At 44.4% G+C, this 23,516-nt stretch carries 27 protein-coding genes and 3 tRNA genes; 11 read left to right on the top strand and 19 right to left on the bottom strand.

Translation table 11 applies throughout. The features are described from left to right. Positions 1–1,158, top strand: coding sequence for an MFS transporter (locus ICW03_RS05410; RefSeq protein ID WP_215349915.1), 1,158 nt, complete (start codon positions 1–3; stop codon positions 1,156–1,158). A gap of 15 nt (positions 1,159–1,173) precedes the next feature. On the opposite strand, the gene ICW03_RS05405 is transcribed toward ICW03_RS05410, so the two are convergent. From ICW03_RS05405 to ICW03_RS05385, 5 genes are read right to left on the bottom strand one after another with little or no spacing between them, the layout of a single operon-like run. Further along, entirely contained in the window at positions 1,174–1,968 is a 795-nt protein-coding gene (locus ICW03_RS05405; RefSeq protein ID WP_215349912.1) for a peptidylprolyl isomerase, read from the bottom strand. Between the two features lie 45 nt (positions 1,969–2,013). Further along, positions 2,014–2,298 carry a BolA family protein gene (locus tag ICW03_RS05400; protein ID WP_215349910.1) on the bottom strand — a complete coding sequence of 95 codons (285 nt, stop codon included), beginning with the start codon at positions 2,296–2,298 and terminating at the stop codon, positions 2,014–2,016. Beyond that, complete coding sequence (locus ICW03_RS05395) at positions 2,295–2,843, bottom strand: septation protein A (RefSeq protein WP_215349908.1); 549 nt, start codon at positions 2,841–2,843, stop codon at positions 2,295–2,297. Before ICW03_RS05395 ends, ICW03_RS05400 begins: the two co-directional genes overlap by 4 nt. A 23-nt stretch (positions 2,844–2,866) precedes the next feature. Then, positions 2,867–3,280 carry a peptide-methionine (R)-S-oxide reductase MsrB gene (msrB, locus tag ICW03_RS05390; protein ID WP_215349906.1) on the bottom strand — a complete coding sequence of 138 codons (414 nt, stop codon included), beginning with the start codon at positions 3,278–3,280 and terminating at the stop codon, positions 2,867–2,869. A 33-nt stretch (positions 3,281–3,313) separates the two neighbouring features. After that, positions 3,314–4,780: a YdiU family protein gene (locus tag ICW03_RS05385; protein WP_215349903.1), complete on the bottom strand. Its 1,467-nt coding sequence runs from the start codon at positions 4,778–4,780 to the stop codon at positions 3,314–3,316. 54 nt (positions 4,781–4,834) lie between these two features. Here ICW03_RS05385 and ICW03_RS05380 point away from each other — a divergent pair, with 54 nt between their 5' ends. After that, entirely contained in the window at positions 4,835–5,317 is a 483-nt protein-coding gene (locus ICW03_RS05380) for a PaaI family thioesterase (RefSeq protein WP_215349900.1), read from the top strand. Positions 5,318–5,319: 2 nt separating this feature from the next. Here the strand turns inward: ICW03_RS05380 and ICW03_RS05375 are convergent, their stop codons facing one another. Then, positions 5,320–6,177, bottom strand: a complete 858-nt coding sequence (locus ICW03_RS05375) for an NRDE family protein (RefSeq protein ID WP_215349898.1) — start codon at positions 6,175–6,177, stop codon at positions 5,320–5,322. 9 nt (positions 6,178–6,186) lie between these two features. Next, the gene (locus ICW03_RS05370) at positions 6,187–7,194 is read right to left on the bottom strand and encodes a folate-binding protein YgfZ (protein ID WP_215349895.1); all 1,008 of its coding nucleotides are present in this window, start codon (positions 7,192–7,194) and stop codon (positions 6,187–6,189) included. A gap of 20 nt (positions 7,195–7,214) precedes the next feature. Here ICW03_RS05370 and mltG point away from each other — a divergent pair, with 20 nt between their 5' ends. The 6 genes from mltG to ICW03_RS05340 all read left to right on the top strand — a co-directional run bounded on the left by mltG (position 7,215) and on the right by ICW03_RS05340 (position 12,186). After that, entirely contained in the window at positions 7,215–8,288 is a 1,074-nt protein-coding gene (mltG, locus tag ICW03_RS05365; protein WP_215349892.1) for an endolytic transglycosylase MltG, read from the top strand. An 11-nt stretch (positions 8,289–8,299) separates the two neighbouring features. Beyond that, the gene (tmk, locus tag ICW03_RS05360; protein WP_371819915.1) at positions 8,300–8,938 is read left to right on the top strand and encodes a dTMP kinase; all 639 of its coding nucleotides are present in this window, start codon (positions 8,300–8,302) and stop codon (positions 8,936–8,938) included. Then, positions 8,939–10,060, top strand: coding sequence for a DNA polymerase III subunit delta' (locus tag ICW03_RS05355; protein WP_215349889.1), 1,122 nt, complete (start codon positions 8,939–8,941; stop codon positions 10,058–10,060). A 30-nt stretch (positions 10,061–10,090) separates the two neighbouring features. Next, a complete protein-coding gene (locus ICW03_RS05350; protein WP_215349885.1) occupies positions 10,091–10,882 on the top strand; it encodes a TatD family hydrolase in 792 nt (263 codons plus the stop codon). Beyond that, the gene (locus ICW03_RS05345) at positions 10,879–11,586 is read left to right on the top strand and encodes an ankyrin repeat domain-containing protein (RefSeq protein WP_215349882.1); all 708 of its coding nucleotides are present in this window, start codon (positions 10,879–10,881) and stop codon (positions 11,584–11,586) included. The genes ICW03_RS05350 and ICW03_RS05345 overlap by 4 nt, the downstream gene beginning before the upstream one ends. Positions 11,587–11,658: 72 nt before the next feature. Continuing rightward, positions 11,659–12,186, top strand: a complete 528-nt coding sequence (locus ICW03_RS05340; RefSeq protein WP_215349879.1) for an ion channel — start codon at positions 11,659–11,661, stop codon at positions 12,184–12,186. 2 nt (positions 12,187–12,188) lie between these two features. Here ICW03_RS05340 and ICW03_RS05335 read toward each other — a convergent pair whose 3' ends face one another. The 4 genes from ICW03_RS05335 to otnI form a co-directional block, all read right to left on the bottom strand. After that, positions 12,189–13,091 carry a DUF3108 domain-containing protein gene (locus tag ICW03_RS05335; RefSeq protein WP_251374476.1) on the bottom strand — a complete coding sequence of 301 codons (903 nt, stop codon included), beginning with the start codon at positions 13,089–13,091 and terminating at the stop codon, positions 12,189–12,191. 101 nt (positions 13,092–13,192) lie between these two features. Next, complete coding sequence (locus ICW03_RS05330; RefSeq protein WP_371819914.1) at positions 13,193–13,762, bottom strand: HNH endonuclease; 570 nt, start codon at positions 13,760–13,762, stop codon at positions 13,193–13,195. A gap of 81 nt (positions 13,763–13,843) precedes the next feature. Further along, positions 13,844–14,431 carry a YqiA/YcfP family alpha/beta fold hydrolase gene (locus ICW03_RS05325; protein ID WP_215349876.1) on the bottom strand — a complete coding sequence of 196 codons (588 nt, stop codon included), beginning with the start codon at positions 14,429–14,431 and terminating at the stop codon, positions 13,844–13,846. A 25-nt stretch (positions 14,432–14,456) separates the two neighbouring features. Further along, the gene (otnI, locus tag ICW03_RS05320) at positions 14,457–15,236 is read right to left on the bottom strand and encodes a 2-oxo-tetronate isomerase (RefSeq protein WP_215349873.1); all 780 of its coding nucleotides are present in this window, start codon (positions 15,234–15,236) and stop codon (positions 14,457–14,459) included. A 152-nt stretch (positions 15,237–15,388) separates the two neighbouring features. Between otnI and ICW03_RS05315 the strand changes: the two genes are divergently transcribed. After that, positions 15,389–15,991 (top strand): hypothetical protein, encoded by a 603-nt coding sequence (locus ICW03_RS05315; RefSeq protein WP_215349870.1) that lies wholly within the window; start codon positions 15,389–15,391, stop codon positions 15,989–15,991. A gap of 81 nt (positions 15,992–16,072) precedes the next feature. Here the strand turns inward: ICW03_RS05315 and ICW03_RS05310 are convergent. The 4 genes from ICW03_RS05310 to gltX all read right to left on the bottom strand — a co-directional run bounded on the left by ICW03_RS05310 (position 16,073) and on the right by gltX (position 17,862). Then, a tRNA-Asp gene (locus ICW03_RS05310) sits at positions 16,073–16,149 on the bottom strand. A 53-nt stretch (positions 16,150–16,202) separates the two neighbouring features. Then, a tRNA-Glu gene (locus tag ICW03_RS05305) sits at positions 16,203–16,278 on the bottom strand. A gap of 32 nt (positions 16,279–16,310) precedes the next feature. Then, positions 16,311–16,386 (bottom strand) — tRNA-Ala (locus tag ICW03_RS05300). A 78-nt stretch (positions 16,387–16,464) separates the two neighbouring features. Then, complete coding sequence (gene gltX, locus ICW03_RS05295) at positions 16,465–17,862, bottom strand: glutamate--tRNA ligase (protein WP_215349867.1); 1,398 nt, start codon at positions 17,860–17,862, stop codon at positions 16,465–16,467. 65 nt (positions 17,863–17,927) lie between these two features. Here gltX and ICW03_RS05290 point away from each other — a divergent pair, with 65 nt between their 5' ends. Beyond that, positions 17,928–18,893 (top strand): Hsp33 family molecular chaperone HslO, encoded by a 966-nt coding sequence (locus tag ICW03_RS05290; protein ID WP_215349865.1) that lies wholly within the window; start codon positions 17,928–17,930, stop codon positions 18,891–18,893. Between the two features lie 12 nt (positions 18,894–18,905). Here the strand turns inward: ICW03_RS05290 and ftsB are convergent, their stop codons facing one another. Genes ftsB through ICW03_RS05270 form a run of 4 tightly spaced genes read right to left on the bottom strand, consistent with a single transcriptional unit; the run spans position 18,906 to position 23,102 of the window. Then, complete coding sequence (gene ftsB, locus ICW03_RS05285) at positions 18,906–19,211, bottom strand: cell division protein FtsB (RefSeq protein ID WP_215349862.1); 306 nt, start codon at positions 19,209–19,211, stop codon at positions 18,906–18,908. Positions 19,212–19,229: 18 nt separating this feature from the next. Further along, entirely contained in the window at positions 19,230–20,516 is a 1,287-nt protein-coding gene (eno, locus tag ICW03_RS05280; RefSeq protein WP_068322856.1) for a phosphopyruvate hydratase, read from the bottom strand. A 50-nt stretch (positions 20,517–20,566) separates the two neighbouring features. Then, the gene (kdsA, locus tag ICW03_RS05275; RefSeq protein WP_215349859.1) at positions 20,567–21,430 is read right to left on the bottom strand and encodes a 3-deoxy-8-phosphooctulonate synthase; all 864 of its coding nucleotides are present in this window, start codon (positions 21,428–21,430) and stop codon (positions 20,567–20,569) included. Between the two features lie 10 nt (positions 21,431–21,440). After that, entirely contained in the window at positions 21,441–23,102 is a 1,662-nt protein-coding gene (locus ICW03_RS05270; protein WP_215349856.1) for a CTP synthase, read from the bottom strand. Between the two features lie 112 nt (positions 23,103–23,214). On the opposite strand from ICW03_RS05270, the gene ICW03_RS05265 reads away from it, so the two are divergent. Continuing rightward, positions 23,215–23,403 (top strand): superinfection immunity protein, encoded by a 189-nt coding sequence (locus ICW03_RS05265; protein WP_215349853.1) that lies wholly within the window; start codon positions 23,215–23,217, stop codon positions 23,401–23,403. Positions 23,404–23,516: the final 113 nt, after the last annotated feature.

The following is a 23,516-nucleotide window of genomic DNA, read 5'->3' as shown; positions in this document are numbered from 1 at the left end:
ATGACGCCTTCGCTTCGCTGGGCCTTCGGGTCCTTTTTCTTTTTGTATTTCGCTTATGTTGGACTAGTTTCCCCATATGCAAGCCTCTTCTTTTTGGAGAGGGGTTTTAGCGTGATTGAAATCGCAGCGTTGATGTCCATGTTGCAGATCACCAGAATTGTTGGCCCTTTCTCGTGGGGTTGGTTGTCAGACTATCTATCAAATCGTATTAGCATCATTCGTTTTTGCGCCTGTCTGGCCGCACTCGTTTTCTTGTGTATCTATTTTTTACAAGACTACATTGGTTTTTTCATTTGGATGTTTGTTCTGCACACCATCTTGAGTAGTTTGATGCCCTTGGGTGAATCCGCCACCATCCATGCTTTATACAAAGACAATTCTTTTGATAAGCGCTATGGACGATTGCGACTATGGGGCTCAATTGGCTTCATAGCCATGGTTCTTGCTGCAGGCGAGTTATTTCAGCGCAAAACTATTGAGTTATACCCAATCGTAGGGACAGTAGTTTTATTCGCCTTAGCCTTTATTACCTTTTGTCTGCATGAACCAAAAATGGATCGGCGCAAGATGGTGAAAGGCGAGCTATTAATAGTGCTCTTTAATCCTGATGTGCGCTGGTTCTTGCTATCCGGATTCTTTATGATTTTTGCTCACGCCGCTTTATATGTTTTTTATTCCCTTTATCTTTCCGATCTTGGCTACGACAAATTTCAAATAGGCCTTTTCTGGGCGCTTGGTGTAGCTGCGGAAGTTATTTTTTTTTACTTTCAAAGTAAGGTGCTGAGTAGGCTAGATGCCGAAGTCATCTTGCAAGCCGCCTTTGCAATTGGCGTGATTCGCTTTGTCTTGATTGCTTTCTTGCCCATTACATCAGTCTTAATTCTTGCACAATTAATGCATGCGGGTACATTCGCCGCTCACCATAGCGCTGCCACTAAATTATTGCAGCGTTGGTTTACGGGACCTGTGCAGGCTAGAGGCCAAGCCTTAATGGCCACTATTTCATATGGCTTGGGTGGCACGCTAGGCGGCCTATGTGCCGGCTGGATTTGGGAGGCGTCACAACCTAGGGATGTATTTGTAATGTCCGCATTTGCATGCGGACTGGCGGGCATGGCGATCCAAAAACTTAGACCGCGACGTTACCCCGCCAGATAAAGCCTTAAGATATTTTTACTGAACCTTTGCTTTAGCACGTAGTTTTTGCATCATCTCAGCGAATTTGGCTTTCTGCCAATTCTTATCTGAGACAATCATTTGCTTAAGCTGATCCTTTATTTCTTCCATACTCGGAGCTTTCACATCACGACCATCAATCATCTTGATGATGTGCCAACCAAATTGAGATTTAACCGGCTTATCTGTAATTTGACCATTTTTCAATTGGACCATTGCTTTAGAAAACTCCGGTACTAGTGCTTTGTCACTTACCCAACTAAGATCGCCACCATTTTTAGCTGAGCCTGGATCCAAGGATTTAGCCTTAGCAATCTCTTCAAAATTTGCTCCGGCTTTTAACTGAGCAATGATTGCCTTAGCATCCGATTCCTTTTCAACCAGTATGTGCTCTACGTGATATTCCTTGCCGGTGTATTGGGCTTTAACTGATTCATACGCCGCTTTTAGTTCGGCCTCTGCAACACCTTCTTTTTCAACATAATCTTCAAACACGGCCGATACTAGTACGCCTATACGCGCTTGTTCGAGTTGTTCACGAACAACTTCTTTTTGAATAACGCCACGTTTGTCGGCCTCTTGCAAAATAAGTTCACGAGTCACAAGCATTTCACGTGCCTGATCGCGTACTTGAGGATTGTCTGGTTGACCTGAACGTTGAACCAATTTATCAAGTTGCGCTTTTGGAATGGATTTGCCGTTCACAATGACAGCGTTCTGCGCATAAGCACCTGAAGATATAAGGGCAGCGCTAAGTAAACTTATTGAGAGTAATTGATGTTTAGTAAACATAGTATTTAATGGGTTGATGAAGGATAGGGCTATTTTAAGGCAGCCTTAGGCGGATGCTTCGTCTGGCGCTAGGGCAACGATGGTCAAGGCATGAATTTCCTTGGGAATATGACGATTTAGGGCGGCATAAACAGCTCTATGGCGAGCCACTAGGTTTAAACCCTTAAATTCCGGAGCAACGATTAGTAGCTTGAAGTGACCGCCGCCACTGGCTGCGCCTGCATGACCTGCGTGAAGATGGCTTTCATCATCAATTACTAAGGACTGAACCTGAAAAGCCTTACGCAAGTCTTGGTCAAAAGCCGCAATTCTCAGTTGATTCACATTCATTCGCTTGGGTGCTCCATATGTTTAGAGAGCCAAACACCTTGAATAATGACAAACACCACCAATAAGCCGGTGCTTCCGAATAATTTAAAGTTAACCCAAGTCTCTTCGGAAAATTCAAAGGCAATATACAAATTGAGCGCACCCATAGCAAAGAAAAAGGTTGCCCATGCCATATTAAGTTGATGCCAAACAGAATGGGCGCTTTTTTCTTTCAGAGTCACCTGTTTACCCATCAACACCTGTATCCAGTTTTTCTGAAAAAATTGCGCGCTAATAAAAAGAGCGCCAGAAAAGAGCCAATAAAGAGCGGTTGGCTTGAGTTGAATGAATGTTTTGTCGTGCAAAAAGATAGTTAGGCTACCAAACACAACAATCATTACCAAGCTAATCCATTGCATAGCATCGATTTTGCGATGGCGGTAATAGACCCAAAGTATCTGGCCAATAGTGGCTACCATCGCAACAATAGTTGCGGTGTAGATATCACCAAGTTTAAAGGCGATAAAAAATAGGATGATAGGGAAGAGGTCGAATAAAAATTTCATTTACTAATTATCCCGCTATTTCATTATTCAGATGTCTTTGTAGGAATTGCATTTGAGCTTGGCTCAAAACTCAATGAAGCTGAGTTAATGCAATAGCGTAGGCCAGTTGGCATTGGTCCATCTTCAAACACGTGACCCAAATGAGCATCACAATGAGCGCAGCGGACCTCTGTGCGAATCATGCCATGACTGGTATCCCGAATTTCCTTGATGGAGGAGGCGACTTCTGGAGCGTTATAGCTAGGCCAACCGCATCCAGCATCAAATTTTGTTTCTGATAAAAAGAGTGGCGTATCGCAGCAGACGCATTTATAGCGGCCTTTATCCCAGTGATCCCAGTACTTGCCAGTAAAGGGTCTTTCAGTTGCGGCTTCGCGTGTCACTCGATACTCAATATCGCTGAGAGACTGCTTGTATTCTTGGTCGGTTTTTTTCATATTTAATCCAGGGGGAGGTCAATCAAATTACATTTAGGATGAGCAGCTGACTTCTACCGCCTGTAAATTAGGGGGTGGGGCCAGAGAATACGAATCATATTCTGACTGCTCATCATAGGGTTTGTTCAGGATTTTGAGAAGCTTGGTAACCTCTGAAAAATCTTTATCTTGAGCCTTTTCAATTGCTGTCTGAGCCAGATGATTACGGAGTATGTATTTTGGATTCACTTGATTCATAGCGTGCTGACGAACCTCATCAGGCACAGATTCAAGCTTTAATCGCGCTACATAATCGTCGAACCACCGATCAATTGATTCTCTATCTATAAATTCATCTCTCAATGAGTTTTGCAAAAGTGATTCACCGCTCTTCAACTTGCCGAGATTACGAAAGAAGTTAGTGAAATCCACTTTCGAATCATGCATGGCCTGCAATAACCTCTCTATAAGATCTATATCCCCCTCTTCAGAAGTAGTAAATCCCAGTTTTTTGCGAAATAGGGATTGCCATGCATGGGCATAAACCACTGGAAACTGATCGAGAGCAGATCGCAACTTTTCTTGCGCTAGCGCTTCATCAGACTTCCCCGCCAGTAAAGGGATCATTGCGCTGGCAAGGCACGCCATATTCCAGTGCATGATCTGAGGTTGGCGATGATATGAATATCTTCCGCCTTGATCACTATGATTGCAAATGTGATCAATCTGAAATTGATCCAAGAATCCAAATGGCCCATAGTCCATGGTTAGACCAAGGACACTGATGTTATCGCTGTTAAGTACGCCATGACAAAAGCCAACGGCTTGCCACTGGGCTACAAGACTAGCGTTGCGAGCGCATATTTCTTGAAATAGATTTAAATAAGGCTCATCGGTATTTTGAGAATCAGGATAGTGGTATTGAATTAAATAATCCGCGAACTCCCTCAAGCGATCAACATCGTCTAGCGCAGCAAAGTGTTCAAAGTGGCCAATCCTTAAAAAGCTAGGGGCAAATCGTGCACAAACTGCGGCAGTTTCAAAGGTCTCTCTTTTAACCGGCAAATCGGACCCAACGATTGATAGAGCTCTTGTGGTCGGAATGCCTAGAGCATGCATTGCTTCACTACACAGAAACTCTCTGATTGAAGATCGAAGTACTGCTCGCCCATCGCCCATTCGTGAAAATCGCGTAATACCAGCGCCTTTGAGTTGCAACTCTTGACCAGCAATATCGCCCAATAAAATTGCTCGCCCATCGCCCAACTGTCCGGCCCAAACGCCAAATTGGTGACCACTATAGACGGTTGCTATTGGATTGGAAAAATGATGATCGCTTGTATTTAATTGGTTTCCAGACAAAACCCCCAGCCATTCTTTGTCCACCGGCAGGCCAGTGTCGTCCAATGCAATACCAATGAGATTGGCTGAGGAGTGTGAAAATGCAACCCAGTAGGGTGCGGGGATTGGTGTTGGTGTGGTTGTTTGGCAAACGTCATCGCCACTAAATATAAAGGCCATGGGCTTATTCTAGGGGGATTTACCAAAACACGTACATGCCTCTAAAATTATTCAATGAATAAACAAGTCCAAATCAATCCACAGACCCAACTAGCCAATTTAGGAGAAGAATTAAATGTTCCTTTTTTAAAGCTCCTTGGGGTTCGCTGCCTAAGCGCAGAAATGGGTAAAGGGGAGATTTTGCTGGCCCTTAAACCTGAACATAACAATACCTGGGAAGTTGCTCATGGTGGTGTATTACTGACGCTAATGGATGTAGCAATGGCAGTAGCCGCACGGTCAGGTGATCCTGGGGACCGTAGTGTTGTCACCATTGAAATGAAGAATAATTTCATGCAGGCCGCAACCGGTGTGTTGCGCGTTAAAGCGGATACAGTTCGAAGAACTGCAACTATGGCTTTCTGCGAAGCCAAGCTCTATAACGATCAAGGTGAAATATGTTGCATGGCCACTGGCACATTTAAATTTCTGAAGCGCTTGGCAACTCGTAATGCCGATGGTGATCGTGTTGTGAACGACGATGGTCGTTTCGACTAACGCTATACAGATAAATTAGAGTCAGAGGACGAGCTAAGCGCTCCAGTCACAACGTCATGCCCAACCGTTCCGGATGAATCAAAGCGGCGCTCGACTAATTCAAACTGACCATCTTTTCGTATTCTAAGAACTGTGCTGGAACGCGTTCCGTAAGCGGGCGTTTTAATAAATGCAGGGGAAAGTGCCTTCTCCCATTCCTTGCTTACACCTGTATTGGGAAGTTCATGATCACTTGCAAGATGTGTATCAGCCAGCAGTTTTAAATACTGATCTGCATTCTTAAGCTTGCCTTGATCCATTGCTAATGCTTGGGCAAATGCCGCTACACGATGATTAACTTTAGGCCAGGGCGTATCAAGCATGGCATTAGAAAGCCCATAGACTCCTGGTTCTAAGGGCTGCGGCGGAAAAACTTTGCGAGGACGTACGTTTTGGCCCATCATCATCCGATTGCTAACCCAATGCATCTCTGCGTTTACTGGGTTGCTAAGATCGGCCATGAGTAAATTAAAGCCGTTATATTGCGAAAAACGTTTTGAGTAACTTTGAACAAACTCAGCTGGACGATCATTACCAGTTAAATACATTAAGGAGAGTTCGCCCCTAGTCCTGGCATCTGGATTTTTTTCGCTTGGAGCTCTTACGTTAGTCAATGCGGCAAATTTTCCCGACTTAGTAAAGCCTAGCCATGTGCCTGGACTACCCAAAACATCGGCACGATCTCTTCCTGCAAGAACGTGAGGGTGTTCTGGCCACCAGGAAACTCCCTCTGTATCACGTTCATAAAACTCGTCGCGGTTGGCTGCAACCACCAGAGAGTAGTCTGGATGAGAGTTCCATGCGAAAAGAATAAGGCACATAAAAAAGAATTAAATTTCTATCAAAGGATACGGTAATGAATCTATTTTTAACACAGGTCCAGTAGTGCTACCTAGGTGAATTTCACCACCTTCAAGAGCTTCTAGCTTGCACTCAATTTGGAGATCGATGCGTCCAGGTTCGACTGGGTGCTTGGTCGACAAAACAACCATTCCGGCGGGCTGTGCAGGGTCATTACTGTGGAAAAGCTCTGCTCCAGGCAAAGCGAAATCATCATTCAATTCGGAGATCATTACGTGTGCGATTTGAAGCCTTCTTTTGATAGCGCCACGATACTGACTGCGGGCTACGATTTCCTGACCTGGATAGCAGCCTTTTTTAAAGTCTATGCCGGCGACGGATTCAAAATTAATCATTTGCGGTACAAACTGCTCTTGTGTAGCTTCAACAATACGTGGAATGGCACTTAATACTTCAAGCTCATTCCACGAGAGCAATGATTCCTCGGAGTCTTGGACAACAATATCGGCTTGATTCGAATATGCCAACAAAAGACGTGTAACCGAATGAGATCCAACCAGAACATCCGGCAGCTTTAGCGCTAGACACCGATCATTCAACTTCACGCTATTTGTGATTTCAGTAGGGCCATAAAGACCTGCAACTGACCAGCTTGCAGAAAGATCAGTTACTTTGACTTTTGAACGCAGAACATACATAGACAAACGTTTAGCAGTGCTAGCCGCAATATCTCTTGAGATAAATAAAGCAAATCGGTCTTCTCCATCGGGTGTAGATGGAAATAAGCCAAGCCAAGCACTTGCCAACAAACGACCCTTTGGATTGCAATAACCTACGAGACGACTTCCTGAGTAGCCCTGAGCTATTGATCCCGGCAGGGTTCGGTTGAGCCCCAAGACAGAGTTTGTTAATTGATTTTGCAAAAAGCTTGCAGCATCAGAGCCCTCTACTACGATAAGACCCCACTGGGTCAGGCTGCAGGGTAGGGAGGGGCTGTTTTCTAGCCAGTTTTGCTGGATTTGGGTGGAATATGTCATGACCCTTTTATCATAGCCTGATGAGTAGAAAAATTCAGAAGAGGAGCTTTTTTATGAAGAGATGGCCCTCATACCGAGATCTTAAAAAATGGCTTACCCTCGCTGTGGCCCTATTAGGCCTTCTTTATGGAACTATTTTTTTATTCCCAGTCGTCCCTAATCAGTCAAATACTGTTGATGGCACTAGTTATAGAGTGAAGATTAACCCCAATTCTGGGTTAACAAGCATTGCTGAACAGTTAAGAGCGCAAGGAATGGCTGTTAATTCATTTGCCCTACATTTAGGTGCCAGAAGCTTATTGGTTGCCTCCAAGCTAAAGCCGGGAACATATTTATTGCCAAATGGTGCGAGTCTTGGAAAGGTGCTTTTGCAAATTGCCCGCGGGGATCGCGTTAGAGAAGCAGTTGCCATTATTCCTGGAATGACGGTTTGGCAATTGAGAGCATTAATGGATTCGCAAACGGCAATGATTCATCGTACCAAGGGTATGGGCAATAAGGAGTTACTCCAACAGTTAAATTTGAGTTATACAAGCGATGAGGGTCTTTTTCTACCTGATACATATGTTTTTGATCCAGACGAGCTTGATATCAATATTTATCGTCGAGCAGCGCAAGCTATGCAAAAACAGCTTATGCAAATCTGGGAGCAACGAGATTCAGAATTGCCTCTTAAAACACCTTATGAGCTATTGATATTGGCATCAATCGTAGAGAAAGAAACTGGTCGTCTAAGCGATAGGAATCTAGTTTCGGCTGTTTTTATCAACCGGCTTAATAAAGACATGCCGCTTCAAACTGATCCTACGGTTATTTATGGAATAGGGCCTAAATTTGACGGAAATTTAAAGAAAGCGGATTTACGTAGAGACACTCCCTACAATACCTATATGCACAAAGGTCTACCTCCAACCCCTATCGCCATGCCTAGTAAAGAGTCAATTCTGGCCGCAGCACACCCTGCAAAAAGCAATGCTTTATTCTTTGTTGCTAAAGGGGATGGAAGTAGTCATTTTTCACAAAACTTAAAAGAGCATGAAGCTGCAGTTGATCGATATCAACGCAAAATAATGCCTAAAAATAACAGTAACTAATTTCACTTCATATGACATCAATGCATACAGGATATTTCATCAGCTTCGAAGGAATCGATGGAGCAGGAAAAAGTACCCATGTCTATGCTTTTCGCAATCTGATGCAAGAACGTTATCCAGATAAAGAGGTGGTAATGACGCGTGAGCCTGGAGGAACTGCTTTAGGTGAGCAGCTTCGTAACTTGCTTTTAGATGCGCCAATGAATTTAGAGACGGAGGCCTTACTCATGTTTGCGGCACGACGCGAACATCTAGCCCAGGTCATTGAACCCGCTCTTCAAGCAGGCAAGATAGTGATATCCGATCGGTTTACAGATGCTAGCTTTGCATACCAAGGAGGAGGCCGGGGTTTAAGTTTGGAAAAATTAAATGCGTTAGAACGTTGGGTTCAAGGCCAACCTGATGGTTCACTCTTGCAGCCCAACTTAACTATTTTGTTTGATTTACCTGGTGAGGTTGCGGAGGCTCGCCGCTCAAAGGTTCGTGCACCAGATAAATTTGAAAAAATGGACTTAACTTTTTTCGAAAGAGTTCGCCAAGAATATCTACGCCGAGCAAAGGAAAATGCTAAGCGCTTTCATCTGGTGGATGCAACACAAACGCCTGAGGCAATTTGGAATGGTTTAAAACAGATTCGGATTGCTTTTTAAGTGAAACAAAAGACTCAAATAGCGCCTTGGCTTCAGCCTCTTTGGGATGGTCTGGATTTTGATCAATTTCCAAATGCCGTATTGCTACATGGCCAGTCCGGAATTGGTAAGTTCGCTTTTTCGATTGAGCTAGCTAAAGCGCTACTTTGCGAGAATGATGATAGATCCGTAAAACCATGCAATCAATGTGAAGCCTGCCATTGGTTTGATACAGGCAATCATCCGGATTTTATTTCTCTCGTACCTGAGACCCATCGCAAGCTTCTGCCACACGCTGAATACGAGGGCGACGATTCGCCCAAGAAGGGAAAGGCTATGCGTGACGACGACAGTGAACCAAGCGAGAAAAAAGAAAAGAAAAATATCTCGATTGAAGAAACGCGACATGCTCTTGAGAATTTGTCTATTGGCTCTCATCGCGGCGGTAATCGCGTGATATTAATTTATCCACTAGAAATGCTTCGCTCTGATTCTGCCAATACATTATTGAAGTCTTTGGAAGAGCCACCCAAAAATACTATCTTTATATTGCTTGCCGATAGATTGGATCGCGTATTGCCAACCATTCGCTCACGTTGCCGCCTCTTAACGGCGCCACGCCCAAATCGCGTGGTAGGCGTTGCCTGGCTGAAATCTCAACTGAATGAAATTGCAGGGTTAAAGACGGTCGATGCAGATGTAGAGAATATCTATGATGAACAGGGTGGGGCGCCATTTTCGGTTCTGAGCTCCCTCATTGCGCAACATAATAAGGACGACAAGGACGAGCTAACCATATCAATCCAAGCCTCCCGTTATTTGCTCCAGTCCATGGCTCAGGGCGCAAGACTCAACTGGCTTGATGCCGCCGAAAAAACACATAAGGCGCAATATTCCCTCCTACTAGCTAGCATGCAACGCTGGGTATCCGACCTGCAGTCCGTTGCACAGGGCGGAGTGCCACGTTATTACCCAAAGCATTTAATCGTGCTTCAGGGTCTATCCAAATTGGCTAATGTACAAAAGTTGCATAATTTTTGGAAATCTCTAGTGCAAGCGCGTAGACACGAGAATCACCCTCTTGCAAATAAAATTCAATTAGAGGCATTACTTTCACAATATCAGCAGATATTTGGCTCTTAAGTTGCCCTTGGGCGGACTAAAATAGGGGTCATGTTTATAGACTCCCACTGCCACCTCGATTTCCCGGAATTTCAATCTCGATTGCCAGAGGTTCTGGCTAATATGCAGTCTGCCAAAGTAAGCCATGCCTTATGCGTATCCGTTGATTTGCCAGACTTCCCGAATGTATTAAAGTTGGCTCAGGATCACCCCAATCTTTATGCATCCGTTGGCGTGCATCCTGATTACGAGGATACGCCCGAGCCGAGCCTGGAATTTCTAGTGGATACAGCTTTAAAACACCCAAAGATAGTTGCTATTGGTGAAACCGGACTTGACTACTATCGCATGGGGGATCGTAGCTATGAATCCATGGAATGGCAGCGTAACCGTTTTAGAACGCATATCAGGGCATCAATAGCCTCCAAGAAGCCATTAATCATTCATACGCGCTCAGCCTCTGAGGACACCATCAAGATCCTGAAAGAAGAGGGCGCTCAGAAAATCGGTGGGGTAATGCACTGTTTCACAGAGTCCTTTGAAGTGGCAAAGGCTGCAATGGAGATGGGTTTTTATATCTCCTTTTCAGGAATAGTGACTTTCAAAAGCGCGAAAGAATTACAAGATACATGCAGACAGGTGCCATTGGACCGTATGCTGATAGAGACCGACTCTCCTTATTTAGCGCCAATTCCATATCGCGGCAAAACCAATGAACCTGCATGGGTTTCCAAGGTAGGTGAATTTATTGCGGATCTAAAGGGTGTACCTATTGAGGTGCTGGCCAAGCAAACAGCTGGTAATTTTTATGATTGTTTTCAAATAGATAGAGAACAATTATGAGATTGAAGTTTAATATTTATGCTTCCTATTTTGTGCTCTCAACAATGTATTTTGGGCTGTCGCATGGCCAAACAGCAGAACAAATTACGGAATTCGCTAAAGCGGCCAAGTTTAACGATGTATCTGCCGTCAAAAGCCTGATTTCAAAGGGTGTTAACCCGAATGTAACGGACTCTAAGGGCGACCCCATGCTCAATCTTGCGATTAAAGATAGATCTGACGACGTAATTAACTTCTTAATTGCCAATAAAGAAACCGATGTAGACCTCTCCAATAATTCTGGAGAAACGCCTTTGATGATTGCTTCCATTAGCGGTAATTTGCCTGTTGTTAAAAGCCTTGTTTTGCAGAGAAAGGCTCAAATTAACCATATTGGCTGGACTCCATTGCATTATGCGTGCGCCAATGGTCATCTTGATATCGCTCAGTTTCTTATTGCAAACGGCGCCTCGATAGACTCATTAAGCCAAGGAAATACAACACCATTGATGATGGCAGTTCAATCCGGCAATGAAGTGCTGGTTAAGTTGTTGCTTGATAAAGGTGCTGATCTGCAATTACGCAATTCCCAGGGGCTTAGTGCTATAGATATAGCTGCTATATATGAAAAGCCTTGGATAGCGGAAGGTTTAGTTGCACGCTGGCGCAAGCTTTATAAGCAGCCATACAAATGGCCCAGAGGGCTTGAGCCTCCCAGGTCCTAATTAACTAATTTGCGTATAATCATTATTATGTCAAATAAGATACTTCTGTAATCCAATACATCACCAACGACCATGTTTAACTTATTTCAACATACTGACCTACCTAGCTTTTCCACTCTCTTTGGTGAAATCAATGCCGATATGGGAAATCGTCATATCTGGGTTGTTGTAGTTTGTGCATGCCTAATGCTGGCCATTCATGCAGTTGCGGTTTTGGGCATAGCCGGCGCATTTCATGCAATCGATAATTTCATGTCTAGACGTCGAATTTTTGGCGCTAGCTTCCTGTCTTATTTCATTGCCATTCTTTTGGTTATTTGCATACATTTTGCTGAAATCATCGTTTGGGCGTACATATGCGTTGCATTGAAGGTTTTCCCTACCAATCCTCAAACCTTCTACTTTGCTGGGGAAATGTATACAACGGTTGGTTATGGTGATTACAAGCTAACTGAACAATGGCGCATTCTCCCCATCATCATCTCATTTTCGGGTATTTTCGCTGTCTCAATGTCAGGGGCCGCTCTATACACCATGATGGGGGCGTTGCTAGGACATAACGAGCAAGATCAAAATCCTAAATCAGGAACAGGCTTATAAAGCTAAGGCTTTGTGCCAACTGGTAATGGGTTCTTTTGCTTAAATACCAACTCTAAGACCCTGCCATTAGACTCCAGTGAGCGTATCCGGCCTGGAAGCCATTCGAGATCTTTGGCAAGCCAGATATCAACCTGGCGTTTGTATGGATCGTTTTCACGCTGCATGAGTGCATAGTGACGATTGATTGTCTTGCCCATGCTCGGGATATCATCAGATAGAGTCTCGCCGTAACTCTTGAAATTCCACATTTCCAAAGTGTTGTAGTCCACAACAGGAATGCTGCGGATTGAGCCAGTTTCATCCATCTTGCTATTACCATTCAACAGCGATGCTAGCTGAAATAACAGGCTGAAACGATCTTGAGTGCCAGGCATGATTGCAGGCGTAAATTCTGGCTTTTCTGAAAAGTACATCTGCCCTTCCCCTTTTTCATTTCGATCAAAGCGAGAGTAGCGTGGTGGTTTCGTGCCACGTTGTGTCCAGTAAATACTTGGCGCAATCCCATAGGAGTCTACCGATCCGCGAGATTCAAAAACAAACGGGCCAACAAATGCGTAGGGAATGTTGATATATAGGCGATAGCTATTGCCCTCAACAATCCAATCAATCTCGCCAGTTTGATATTGCTGGCCATCGACATACGTATCGTAATAAATAACTCCCGATTCCGGCAATTTGAATGCAACTCCAGACTGATCGCCATTTGCAGCTAGATTTCCGCTGCCGCTTGCATTGGCTTCAGCTTGAGAATTTGAGGAAACGTTTTGTTTCTCAACCTTCTTTTTAGGAGCCTTAGTCAATTGAATCTTCTTAGGCGGCTCTGCTTTTAGCTCCGTTCTAATAATGAGATCATCCGCAATAGGTTGGGGATCGTTGAATGAGAAAAACGGTATGCCAAAAAACAATACGAAGTGCCCAACTATCGAAAGCAGCAGGGCCGCAAGAAAAATTCGTAATGATTTAATTTTGGGAAAGCGAAGGTCGCCGCCCCACCCTCTTTCTAAACTCAGGACAAGCCCTCCAAAAGGCGGCTAGTTTTGGGAAGGTTGGCTGCTAAAAAATCCATCTGGTCGGCCAAAATATTTCGCCCCTTCAGAATCATGTCTTCATAAAGACTTGGTAAATAGGGTGTATACAACAAGCCCATACCAGCTTGCTCTGGAGTACGATTTCCTTTGCGTTGATTACATGGCCTACATGAAATAACTAAATTCATCCAGCTATATTGACCACCGCGACTATTGGGAATGATGTGCTCTGCTTCAGCATTATTTTCATGGATCGCATCACCGCAATACGCGCATAAACCTTTATCCCGTTTATAAAGCTTATGTTTAGTGATGACAGGCACCACATCAAACAGATTAATTTTGGCGCTACCTTTTACTGCGATGATGGAGTGAAGTTCAATGACGGATTGCTGTCCAGTTGCGCGAGAAATGCCACCACGCATTTTGAATATAGGATCACCTAGAGTCCATAAGACGCTGCTATCAGCATATTGCTTCGTAGCTTCTTCAGGATTTACCCAGCCCTGGGGAATTCCACCTGCGTCTAATTTCAAGATGCTCAGCACAGACTCTCCTTTCTAGACCACATCGAGTGATAACGGTCGTTTGGATCATCTTACAGAAGAAGATGGCTGCAATCAATCAAGCTATTTGGTTATGAACTTTAATACTCTAGGCAAATGCTCCGGATAGTCTGCAATGCCATGGTCGCTACCATCAAGAACTAGATGCTCGGCGCCTCTATAAAAATCAACCATCTCACGCCAATCGAGAAGTTCATCCCCTTTGGCTGCCATCAAAAAATAGCGGGATGGCTCACTAATAGACTCTACCTGTAAGGCTTCTAACTCATCAATATATTCTGGCCGAAAATCGTACGGCTCATCCGTATCGTAGGAAGTGAGCATGCCAACATGTGATGCCAATTCTTTGGGTGCCCTTACAGCTGGGTTAAGTGCAACGGCTTTACAGCCATATTTCTCAGCCAAGAAATTTGCATAGTAACCACCCAAAGAGGATCCAATTACCACCAGACGATCATGCTTTGAGCCTTTGATATGAGAATTAACCATATCCATGCTTGCTTTAGGAGAGGCTACAAGCTGAGGGCAATACCACTCAATCGGATTTTCCGGGGTAGATAAGGCTTTAATTGCATCACCTGTCATTACTGCTTTACTTGAGCGTGGTGATGAGCGAAAACCGTGAAGGTAAACGATTAATGTTAAAGACATATATGAATCCTAAGGAGTATTTATTTCAATTTGTTAGCGCTTTGATCCAACCTAATCCAGCCTCGGTCTGATTTGCTGGCTTGTATTCACAGCCTATCCATCCTGCATAGCCAAGCTTATCGATTAACTTAAATAAGTGTGCGTAATTAATTTCGCCTGTACCAGGCTCATGTCGACCGGGATTATCGGCCAGCTGAATATGGGCAATCTTAGTAATATTTTTCTCTAGCGTTTTACTAAGTTCACCCTCCATGCGTTGTGCATGATAGATGTCATATTGGATATATAAATTATCAGAACCAACTTCATTCAGGATATCTAGTGCCTGCTCAGTTTTTGATAAATAAAATCCAGGAATATCAAAAGTATTAATCGGCTCAATGAGTAATTTAATATTGGTTTTTTTTAACTCCGCTGCAGCATACTTTAGGTTTGCAATAAATGTTTTGCGCAGCAGTCCTAGCTCAACCCCCTCAGGAGCTATTCCGGCCAAACAATTGAGTTGATTTACGCTAAGTGCTTTTGCATATTCGATTGCCTTAGAGACGCCGGCCTGAAATTCTTCCACACGATCCGGCAAACAAGCAATACCTCGCTCACCTTCATCCCAGTCTCCTGGTGGGAAGTTATGCAGAACCAAGCGAAGATTATTTTTATCTAGCTGCTGACGAATTTCATGAGCTGAGTATGCATAAGGAAAGAGAAATTCCACCGCCTTAAATCCTGATTTAGCAGCTTGCTCAAACCGCTCCATAAAAGGATATTCATTGAATAGCATGGTCAGATTGGCAGCAAACTGCGGCATTTCACATCCTTTGTGATTAAGTCAATGTAATCAATCATCTTAACAAACCTAAAGAGAATGACTCTTTCGGCGTGATATCAACATTAAATACCCAATCTAGAGCCAAAAGTAGGCTAAGATTAACTGAGGTAGTTACTAATTTAAGGAAGAAAATGAATAAAAAATTTGCACCGATAGCTTTGATGCTTGCAGCGTTATTCGGCACAACAGTTGCCATAGCCCAATCTGCTCCTAAAGCTGAAGCAGCAAAACCAACTATTATTGATGCCGCCGTTACTGATAACGTATATCAGCTGTATGAAGGTGAAGTAGTTAAGGTTGACAAGAAAACTCGTACCATTACATTTAAGAATAAAGATGGAGAGTCTAAATTTGTTGCCGGCCCAGATATTAAGAACTTTGATCAGATTAAAAAAGGCGACCGCGTTAACGTTAACTACGAGTTGGCAGTTGCTATTGAGTTGATCAAAACCAAGAGCGATGGCGTTCGCACCAAGGTAGAAACAAATACAGTTACGAAATCAAAGGCAAATGAGAAGCCTTCTGAAACAATTACCAACCAAACAACGATAGTTGCCGATATTGTTGAGGTAAATCGTGAGAAAAAGTTGGTTTCTGTTAAGGGGCCAAGCGGCAAGATCACTACTGTCACCGTAAAGAACCCTGCTCTCTTGGCTGACGTCAAAGTTGGCGAGCAAGTAAAGGTAATTTATTTTGATGCAATGGCTGCTTCAATAACTACACCCAAGAAGTGATCTCGGGGCTCAATTCTTTGAGTTGAAAAAGAATTGAAGTAATAAAAAAAGCCCCCTATTAAGGGGGCTTTCTAAATGTCTTGGCGGAACGGACGGGACTCGAACCCGCGACCCTCGGCGTGACAGGCCGATATTCTAACCAACTGAACTACCGCTCCAAAATACATCGAGTAACACAACATCATACATCTTTACAACTACCAGAAGAATCTGGCGTCCCCAGGGGGATTCGAACCCCCGTACTCACCGTGAAAGGGTGATGTCCTAGGCCTCTAGACGATGGGGACCTGGACTACTGCAAACTGCTATTTTAAATGCTTGGTGGAGATAAGCGGGATCGAACCGCTGACCTCTTGCATGCCATGCAAGCGCTCTCCCAGCTGAGCTATACCCCCGAATTCTCGCGATAAAACTACAAGACACTCAAAACAATCCAAGATTTTATCCTATTTTTGTGCAGGTGCGCAAATTCTCTAGTGGATGACCTTGGAGAGCCGTTGAATAGCCTCTTCTTTGCCCAATACCACCAGCACAGAATCAATCGCCGGGGTTTGGGTTGTGGCAAATAAAGCGTATCTAACTGGCATCGCCAAAGCCGGCATTTTGAGTTGATGCTTGGCTAAAACTTGCTTAAATGCAGCGGCATATCCCTCTTTTGTTGACTCTGATGACGCGATGGCGCTGACCAAATCTTTTAACGCGGGAACAACTGATTCAGGGATATTTTCTTTGATTTGATCTGCGCTTAAATCGGGGGCTGGCAAGTAGAACAGTTTCGCCCCTTCTGCAATTTCAATCAAAGTATTCGCGCGGTCTTTTAGTAGCCCCACTACTTTGACAAAATCTGGTCCTGCTTCAGTATCAATACCTAAGTCATGAGCAAAAGGCTTTGTTGCTGCTGCTAATTTCTCGGGATCTGCATTCTGAATGTATTGATGATTAAGCCAAAGTAATTTTTCCGGGTTATGTTGCGCCGGAGATCGCCCTAAACTTTCCAAATCAAACCAGCCGACAAATTGCTCTTTAGTGAAGACTTCAGCATCGCCATGTGACCATCCGAGGCGCGCTAAATAATTCAGAATGGCTTCAGGTAGATAGCCCGCTTTCTGGTAGTCGCGAACACTCATTGCACCATTGCGTTTACTCATCTTCTCACCTGAATCATTCAGAACCGTTGGCAAATGAGCGTAAATAGGCGGCGTGCCACCTAGCGCCTTCATGATATTGATCTGCCTAGGGGTGTTATTGACGTGATCATCGCCGCGAATAACGTGAGTAATCTTCATATCCATGTCATCAATCACAACACAGAAATTGTAGGTTGGCGTTCCATCAGGTCTTGCAATCACTAAGTCGTCTAACTCATCATTGCTAATCTCAATTTGACCTTTCACTGCATCATTCCAGATAACTGAGCCACCAATGGGATTTTTGAAGCGTATTACTGGATTCACACCCTCTGGGACAGGGGGTAATGTTTTGCCAGGCTCAGGCCTCCACAGACCGTTGTAGCGTGGCTTTTCTTTATTGGCCATTTGTTGATCACGCAGTTGATTAAGCTCATCCTCGCTCATATAGCATGGGTAAGCCAATCCAGATTCGAGCATCTGCTTTACAACTTCGCGATACCGATCAATCCGCTGCATCTGATAAATGGGGCCTTCATCTAAATCAAGACCCAGCCAGGACATGCCTTTGATAATGACATCTACAGCCTCTTGAGTGGAGCGCTCAAGATCGGTGTCTTCAATCCGAAGAATGAAGTCTCCTTTATTGTGACGCGCAAACGCCCATGGATAGAGCGCGCTACGAAGATTTCCCAGGTGAATAAAGCCCGTGGGACTAGGGGCGAATCGTGTACGAATATGCATAAATCACATTATCTCAGGTCGTGCTTCATATGACTAAATCCTAAAAAAAGTGGATACTTTGCTCTATGAATGAATTACTAGTCTTTATGTGTGATGGCGCCCCAGTCAGAGGAGAAATCGTCTCTATTGGAAGTGCTTGGCAGGCTGTTTTGGAGCGTCGCAATGACCCCCCAGCTGTCCGTCGAATTTTAGGGGATTTCGTAGGCGCTGCCACCTTGTTGAGCGCTAGCCTCAAGTTTGATGGCACCCTCATTATTCAAGCCCAAAGCAAGGGCCCAATTCAGCTCTTGGTCGTTGAATGTAAATCAGATTTATCAATGAGGGCTACAGTGAAATTGTCTGTAGATCCTTCCGAAATAGCGCCTGATGCAACCCTTGCAGAACTGTTGGACGTCAGTCAGAGCGGCAGACTCGTAATTACTCTAGACCCGTCTGATCGTGAGCCTGGTCAACCCCCTTATCAAGGTATCGTGGCCTTACAGGACCATCAAGGCGCAGTTATAAAGCCGGTTTCTAGCGCTGCTGAAGCGATTGCACTCTACATGCAGAATTCTGAGCAGCTGGATACGAAGATTTGGCTTGCATCGAGCGATACCCAGGTTGGCGGCTTACTACTTCAACGCCTACCGAATTCAGGCGGTCACGCTCACCTCGACCCTCAGGTAGCTGCAGAAGGATGGTCACGCATTAAAACTCTGGGAGAAACAATTACCAATGAAGAGTTGTTAACGCTTCCGCCAGAGACTATTTTGAGACGCCTCTTTCTGGAAGAGTCTGCTGAAAGCGGTGTTCGCAGCTTCCCTGCCCGCCCCATTCGGTTTTCATGCAGATGCTCACGCAGTAAAGTGGCAGATATCTTGCGCATGCTTGGTGAGGATGAGGTTAAGAGCATTCTTGAGGAGCAAGGCGCTGTTGAAACTGTGTGTGATTTTTGCGCAAAGCCCTATCGCTTTGATGCAGTTGATTGCCTGCAGGTATTTAAAACTGATTTATTGAGTGATGCCACAAGGCCACCTTCTAGCGGCCACTGAGAATACATCGACTTACTGTTTTGTAGCTTTAGCGTCGCCCGATTTATCTGCAGGCAGAATTTGCACAAAGAACTCACCTTCTTTAATGAGGCCATGCTCAACACGTGCACGCTCTTCAACTGCGCGGGTGCCGTCCTTTAAATCTTTTACATCACCAGCTAACTTGGCATTACGCAGAGCCAAGAGGCTATTTTTAGCCTCTTGAAGCTCTACTTGCTGTTCCATCTCATACACTTTGAGCCACCCACCCTTACCCAACCAAAGCGGGTACTGGATTGCTATCAGCAATACCAGCATGGAGTAGATAACAATACGCATCGCTTTTAGAACTTAAGATTAGCGCTTAAGGTTATAAAAGACTGACTTACCTGGGTAGGTCGCCACATCACCCAAATCTTCTTCGATACGCAAGAGTTGGTTGTATTTTGCAATACGATCTGAGCGAGACAATGAACCAGTTTTAATCTGGCCAGCATTTGTTCCCACCGCAATATCGGCAATAGTGCTGTCTTCAGTTTCACCAGAGCGATGTGAAATCACTGCAGTGTAATTTGCGCGTTTAGCCATTTCGATGGCTGCAAATGTTTCTGTTAACGTACCGATTTGGTTAATCTTAATCAAGATTGAGTTAGCAATACCCTTCTCAATGCCTTCTTTAAGAATGCGTGTGTTAGTTACAAATAAATCATCTCCAACCAGTTGAATTTTCTTGCCAAGCTTTTTGGTGATATCTGCCCAACCATCCCAATCGCTCTCATGCATGCCATCCTCAATCGAAACGATTGGGAATTGATCTGCTAAGTTGCCAAGATAATCTGAGAACTCGCTTGAGCTGAGCTGTAAGCCTTCGCCAGCCAAATGATATTTACCATCTTTATAGAATTCGCTAGCAGCACAATCAAGGGCCAATAGAACGTCTTCACCAGCTTGGTAACCTGCGCCTTCAATAGCTTTCATTATCGTTTGCAAGCACTCATGATTGCTCTTAAAGTTAGGAGCAAAGCCGCCTTCATCACCCACTGTAGTTGGCATTCCTTGGGCGCCTAAAATCTTTTTAAGTTCATGGAAAATCTCAGCACCACAGCGCAAAGCATCACGGAAATTTTCAGCGCCAACTGGCATTACCATGAATTCTTGAATATCCAAACTGTTATTAGCATGAGCACCGCCGTTGACGATATTCATCATTGGAACTGGCAACTGCATGCCGCCTGAGCCGCCAAAATAGCGATACAAAGGTAATCCAGCCTCTTCTGCAGCAGCTCTAGCAACGGCCATTGAAACAGCTAGGGTTGCATTAGCGCCTAAGCGCGCTTTGTTATGTGTGCCATCTAATTCGATCAAAGTGCGATCTAAGAACGCTTGCTCACTTGCATCCAAGCCAAGAATGGATTCAGCAATTTCAATATTGATATTTTGAACGGCCTTCAGAACGCCTTTACCTAAATAACGAGCCTTATCGCCATCACGCAATTCAATCGCTTCGCGTGAACCTGTTGATGCACCCGAAGGAACGGCTGCGCGACCCATAACCCCCGATTCAAGCAATACATCGCACTCAACTGTTGGGTTGCCGCGTGAATCCAGAACTTCTCTGCCGATGATGTCAACAATGGCGCTCATGCACCTCTCCTTAAAACAATATGAAATGGGTTTAACGAAATTACTTAAAGTTACTTAAAACTATCTTCCAAAAAAGTCCCGGTTGATTTAACAACGTCATCAAGGGTAACCAATGATGCAAGCAACTCTTTCATGCGATCCAATGGCACAGCGTTGGGACCGTCGGATAAAGCCTTGGCAGGATCTGGATGTGTTTCCATAAAAAGGCCGCTGATACCAACAGCAACAGCAGCACGAGCTAAAACAGGCACGAACTCTCGTTGACCGCCACTAGAGCTTCCTTGGCCTCCAGGCAACTGAACTGAATGTGTTGCATCAAATACTACAGGCGCCTTAGATTCGCGCAAAATAGCCAAGCTGCGCATATCAGAAACGAGGTTGTTATATCCAAAAGATGCGCCACGTTCACAAACCATAAATTGGTCTGGAAGGTTTTTTTCTGATGCTGCAGCACGAGCCTTTTCAATCACGTTCAGCATCTCGTGAGGTGAAAGGAATTGCCCTTTTTTGAAATTCACTGGCTTACCGCTCTGAGCACAGGCGCGAATAAAATCGGTCTGCCTACAAAGAAATGCTGGTGTCTGCAAAACATCTACAACACTAGCTACATCTGCAATCTCGTTGATGTCATGAACATCCGTCAGAACTGATACACCAACCTGTTTCTTCACCTTAGCCAAAATCTCAAGGCCCTTCTCCATCCCCAAACCGCGGAACGATGTGCCAGATGAGCGATTGGCTTTATCAAATGAAGATTTGTAGATGAATGGAATCTTTAAAGCAGCAGTGATTTCTTTTAATTGGCCAGCAATATCAATGGCAGATTGTTCTGACTCTATTACACAGGGTCCAGCTATTAAAAAGAAGCGACGATCCAAACCCACGTCATAGCCACATAGCTTAAATGTGCTCATATTTTTTCCTTTATGCCACTTGCTTTTCAGCGAGCTCTTGATGAACTAGCGCAGCACTAATGAAGGCTGAAAATAATGGATGTCCATCACGTGGAGTCGAGGTAAATTCTGGATGGAACTGCACCCCAAAGAACCAGGGGTGAATTGATGATGGTAATTCCATCATTTCTGGCAACTCTTCATTTGGCGTTCTGGCAGAAATAATTAAGCCAGACTGCTCCAATTGAGGAACATAGGTATTGTTAACTTCATAGCGATGACGATGACGCTCGTTTACTTCAGCTCCATAAATACGATGAGCCAACGTTCCAGTCTTCACTGGGCAACGTTGTGAACCAAGACGCATGGTACCGCCTAAATCAGAATCATTCGTGCGCTTTTCAACACGCCCCTCCCTATCAAGCCATTCAGTAATGAGGGCTACAACGGGCTGATCAGATTGCGGATCAAATTCGGTACTGTTTGCCTTAGTAAGGTTAGCAACATGACGAGCAAATTCAATCACAGCGAGTTGCATTCCAAGGCAAATGCCTAAATACGGAACATTATTTTCACGGGCATAGCGAATGGCAGCAATCTTACCCTCTGTGCCCCTCTTACCAAAGCCGCCAGGAACCAATATGGCATCTAGATCTCGCAAACAATCAACACCATCTTTTTCTATGTCTTCAGAATCAATGTAGTTGATGTTGACGCGTGTATGAGTATGAATACCAGCATGACGCAATGCTTCAATCAGGGATTTATAGGACTCCGTTAGCTCCACATACTTACCAACCATGCCGATGGTGACTTCGTGTTGTGGGTTAGCCATCTCATAAACCAAGTTGGCCCAGACAGAAAGATCTGCTGGTTTGGCTTTTAATTCAAGCTCACGGCAAATCAAATCATCCATGCCCTGTGCATGCAGCATTTCAGGAATTTTATAAATCGTATCTACATCCCACACCGAAATCACTGCTTCTTCACGGACATTTGAGAATAATGAAATCTTCGCGCGTTCATCTTCTGGAATCGGACGATCAGCGCGACAGAGCAATACGGTTGGCATGATGCCAATCTCGCGTAACTTTTGTACGGAGTGCTGTGTAGGTTTAGTTTTTAATTCGCCAGCACTGTTGATATAAGGCACAAGTGTCAAATGAACAAAGGCGCAGTCGTGAAGTGGCAAGCGCAAGCTCATCTGCCTTGCAGCCTCCAAAAATGGAAGGGACTCAATATCGCCAACGGTGCCACCGATTTCACAAATAGCAACATCTGCTTTGCCATCATGACTTGCTTTTGCACCGCGCTCGACAAATGCTTGAATCTCGTTAGTGATGTGCGGAATAACTTGCACTGTTTTACCCAGGTACTCACCGCGACGCTCTTTGCTAATCACGGACTCATAAATCTGTCCGGTAGTGAAGTTATTACTTTTGCGCATCTTTGCAGATACGAAGCGCTCGTAGTGCCCTAAATCCAAGTCAGTTTCTGCGCCGTCTTCGGTAACGAAAACCTCGCCGTGCTGCAGTGGGCTCATAGTGCCCGGATCAACGTTGATATAGGGGTCTAATTTTAGGAGGGTGACTTTCAGGCCGCGGGATTCGAGAATCGCGGCAAGCGAGGCAGCTGCGATTCCTTTCCCTAAAGAAGAAACCACACCACCAGTGACAAAAACGTATTTGGTCATCGCTTAAGCTCTGTTGGAAAAAGTAATTATAACGACAGAGGGGTCAACCAGGACAAAATTGAAAATCTGTAATATTAAGTTTCCTTTATCCATAAGTCTTTTTTTAGACCACATGCGCCTTCTATTTGCAGTTCTGCTTACGCTAATCTCTCTATTCTATTTTTTGCCGTTTGCCATTGCATTTAACAAGAAAAGGGCTAATTCTGGCGCCATCTTTGCCCTCAATTTGTTCTTGGGATGGTCCCTAGTCGGTTGGGTCGTCGCGTTAGTTTGGGCTCTGAAAGAAGAGATGGTCGTATAGGCAAGTCATATGCAGCCCCTCTAATCCTTATGAGTCGAAGGTATTTATGGGGAAAAACCCTAATTTTTTCATCAATTTAACGTTTTCAGGGCAATTAAGCGTTCAAAGTCTTA

Source organism: Polynucleobacter sp. MWH-Aus1W21 (assembly GCF_018687275.1).
GTDB lineage: Bacteria > Pseudomonadota > Gammaproteobacteria > Burkholderiales > Burkholderiaceae > Polynucleobacter.
The sequence above is the reverse complement of the archived record's forward strand: the minus strand, read 5'-3'. Positions and strand labels throughout refer to the sequence as shown.